Source organism: Streptococcus sp. 79, assembly GCF_013277425.1.
In the GTDB taxonomy this organism is placed as follows: domain Bacteria; phylum Bacillota; class Bacilli; order Lactobacillales; family Streptococcaceae; genus Streptococcus; species Streptococcus pseudopneumoniae.
Map to the genome: position 1 here is coordinate 1 of NZ_VMMW01000020.1, position 3395 is coordinate 3395.

Annotated in this window: 1 protein-coding gene; it reads right to left on the bottom strand. The window is 40.7% G+C overall.

Translation table 11 applies throughout. The features are described from left to right. Positions 1–3092: Rib/alpha-like domain-containing protein (locus HT729_RS04655; protein ID WP_172931732.1), on the bottom strand; the 3092-nt coding region annotated here is incomplete at its 3' end. Between the last annotated feature and the right edge of the window lie 303 nt (positions 3093–3395).

A 3395-nucleotide genomic window follows, 5' to 3' on the forward strand; every position in this document is an offset into this window, starting at 1 on the left:
CTAGCTGTACCTTCACCAATCTTGTTGCCGTCTTTGTCGAACAACTCAACCTTAGATCCTGGTTCTGCTGTCACTTCAACTGGATCTTTAGTGCCGGCTTTGCCTGTTAAGTCTGTCTTAACTTCTGGTTTAGCTGGCGCTGTGGTATCTTTAGCTGGTGTTGCTTCTTTTGGTTCACTTGCTTCTGATACATTTCCTGATGGGTCTGTTGCTTTAGCTGTTACGCCACCTGCTGGAAGTTCTTTCGTTGGTGTAATGGTTGCTTTACCTTCGTCGTTAGCTGTACCTTCACCAATCTTGTTGCCGTCTTTGTCGAACAACTCAACTGTTGATCCTGGTTCTGCTGTCACTTCAACTGGATCTTTAGTGCCGGCTTTGCCTGTTAAATCTGTTTCTACAACTGGTTTAGCTGGGGCTGTGGTATCTCTTTCAACAGTGTCTGTCAACTTAAGAGTTGCAATCTCAGAAGCAACGTTTACTCCTGCACCTTTATGTTTATAAGTAACATTACCTTGACCATCAACTTCTAATTCTGACTCTACAACTGATGGGTTTGCTTTCTTAACGGCTGCTTTTACAGCTGCTTTTTCGTCATCTTTCAAGTTAGTAGGATTAACAACTGTAACCTTGTCTGGTTGGTTCAATTGTGGGTATGTTTGGTCTTCTGCTGATGCTACTGCTCCATATCTATTACTTGGATCATCATTTTGAGTACGAGTTACGATACGATCTCCTGCATTCAATGTCTTACCTTCTGGTAAGTTCAATGTTACAGTACCATCTGGGTTGTTCACTAACGTAGCATTTGCATCGTTCTTAGTAAAGTTATATGTACCATCTGGTTGCAGTCTAAGATTCGTTGCTTTCCCTTGAACAGTAACATAAATTGTATCTGGTTTTGATGCTGGAACAGCTACTGTAACCGATTTGTCGCCTTCTTTTGTTGGTTGCGCAATTGCTTTTTCTGGTACAACTGGGGTCGCAACTTTTCTATCACTTACTTCTGATGTTTTACCATTTTTACTTGCTTTAGCTGTTACATTACCTGCTGGAATGGGTGCTGTTGGTGTGATAGTTGCTTTACCATTCTCACCTGCTACAGCTTCACCAATCTTGTTGCCGTCTTTGTCGAACAACTCAATTGTAGTACCTGGATCAGCTGTAACTTCAACTGGATCCGTTGTCTTAGCTTTACCTGTCAAGTCTGTATTGATAACTGGTTTAGTTAGCGCTGTTTCTTTTTCAACAATTACTTTTACTGGAACTTCTTTTTTAGATGTGTCTGGGTAAGTTACAACCGCTATTGCTTGTTGTTCCCCTGGGGTTTGTGTATTTACTGCATTCTTGTACTCAACTGTTGTTCCTTGTGGAAGTTCGTTTAAGTTTCCAATTGATTTTGTCGCATCTGGTTTTTGACCAACTTTTACAGTTTGATCTTTCGCTGTTGGAGTGTAAATATCAGACTGCCACAATTTCACAGGATTAGATGCAACGTTAATAAAAGCGGAATTAGCACCAACAGTTGCACTTCGCATCATCCCCATCACTAATTTCATACTCGCCAACTGCTCGTTAGTAGTAGCTGGAGAAACGGTTGTTGTAAATCTGAATACATAAGCATCGTTTTTATTTGACCCCGTAGTCGAACGATCCCAAATCGTACGCACCTCATCTATAGCCGCAGCATTCAATAAGTCTCGAGTCTCCCAAGAAGCATCAGAAGCTGCACCTTTAAAATACGTATTCATATTTCGTTTAAGATTATCTCTACCACGTCCAGTTATCACGCTATCCCAACCATTGGTTAGCGAATAAGTTGAAGCATTATCCAATGTTAATCCTCCTGCTTTAGCCGGTTGAGGATTGTCAAACGTTACCGTATCATGGAGAAATGTACCATCTGGTGAATCAAACCTGTATCGACCACCAACAAGTCGCCCTCTATCTGGAATCTTATATTTCAAACGCGTGATGCTAGTTGGCATGTCCACTTCTTTGGGGATTTGAAAATAGTTTCTATAAACAGCCCCTTCATCAGTGCCATAGGCATTGTATAAATTTTTGGCATGATCATTAAAGTAAAGAAGCCAGTCTAGTGAAATGATCTTTCCATTAGCATCTCTGTTGTACTTAATCTTGTATTCCATAATATCGCCGACTTTATATGCGGCGGAGTTTTTATCCGTGTCGCCTGCTACAGAATGCAGAATAGCAAGGTCAGAATGACCATTTGCTTCTGCATTAGAACCATTGTCATAAGCAACTTCCGCCCTAAATTGAATTCCTCTTGGGATTCTTCGATTATTACGTGAGTCACGGCGTCCTGATGCCAAGCGAGTTTTAGCGTTCATAACAGAAAGATACATACGCTTAGTCGTAGCCGTCATGTCTTCGATATCTTTCAAGGAAACATTCTGTGCATCCAACAGTGCACGTCCGCTTACCAAGACATCGTTTGCTTTGCTACGAACATCTGTTGTCGTTTCATGAGTTGGCAAGGCTTGGACGGCTTGTGTTAATTTATCCACCTCCAATTTAAGTTTCTCTTTTTCAGCGACTGTCTCTGTGTCCGTTGAAACTTCCCTATTTTCTCCGCTAGGAGTCGCAGTTCTTTCCGAACTTTCTGGTTTAGTTGCTGTTGCATCTTCAGTTCTTTTAGCTAGAGCTTTTTCAACTTCAGCAATCGTTGTCTCAAGAACTTTTTCTGTTTTTAAAACAGTTTCCGAGCTTGCTTTGTCATCTGAAAGTAAATCCTTCACCTCACTCAGTAAAGTTTTAGCATTTTCAGCAGTTTCTCCCTGTAAATCGCTTTCCGCAAGCAGTTTAGTAAGTTTATCATAGTATGCTTGCAACTGCGTTTTGTCTACTTTAGCAGTAGAAGCTTCACTAGTCCCCTCCGCAGCTGGATCCGATTTAGGTGCAGAACTCTCAAGAGACACCTCTGTAGCATTTACTGTAGTATCCGCCTGAACAACACTAGCTCGTGCTCCTAAAAACATCAATGCGGCAACCGCGACACTGGCGGCACCAAAGTGGTACTTACGAATGGAGTAACGGAAGACCTTTTCTCTGTTAGACTTTCTAAAATCCATAACTCTTTCTCCTTTAAAGATATGATTGAAGAGAACATGTCATTTTCCTCTTCGATTGACAATAATATATAAATAGCAACTTACGACTATTTACCCCACTGTACCTCCTATGAAGAATATACAGTCTAGTAATAATTATACCACCCCCCCCCCGAATTTTGCAAGGAAAAACATTTTATTTTTTCTGTTTTGTAATTCGAATGTGATAATGTCTTTAGTAAATCGAACGTGAAAATGTCCCATTTGATAAAATAGTCGTATGAAAAGGATCCAACTGAATATGAATGAAACGAAAAAATATCT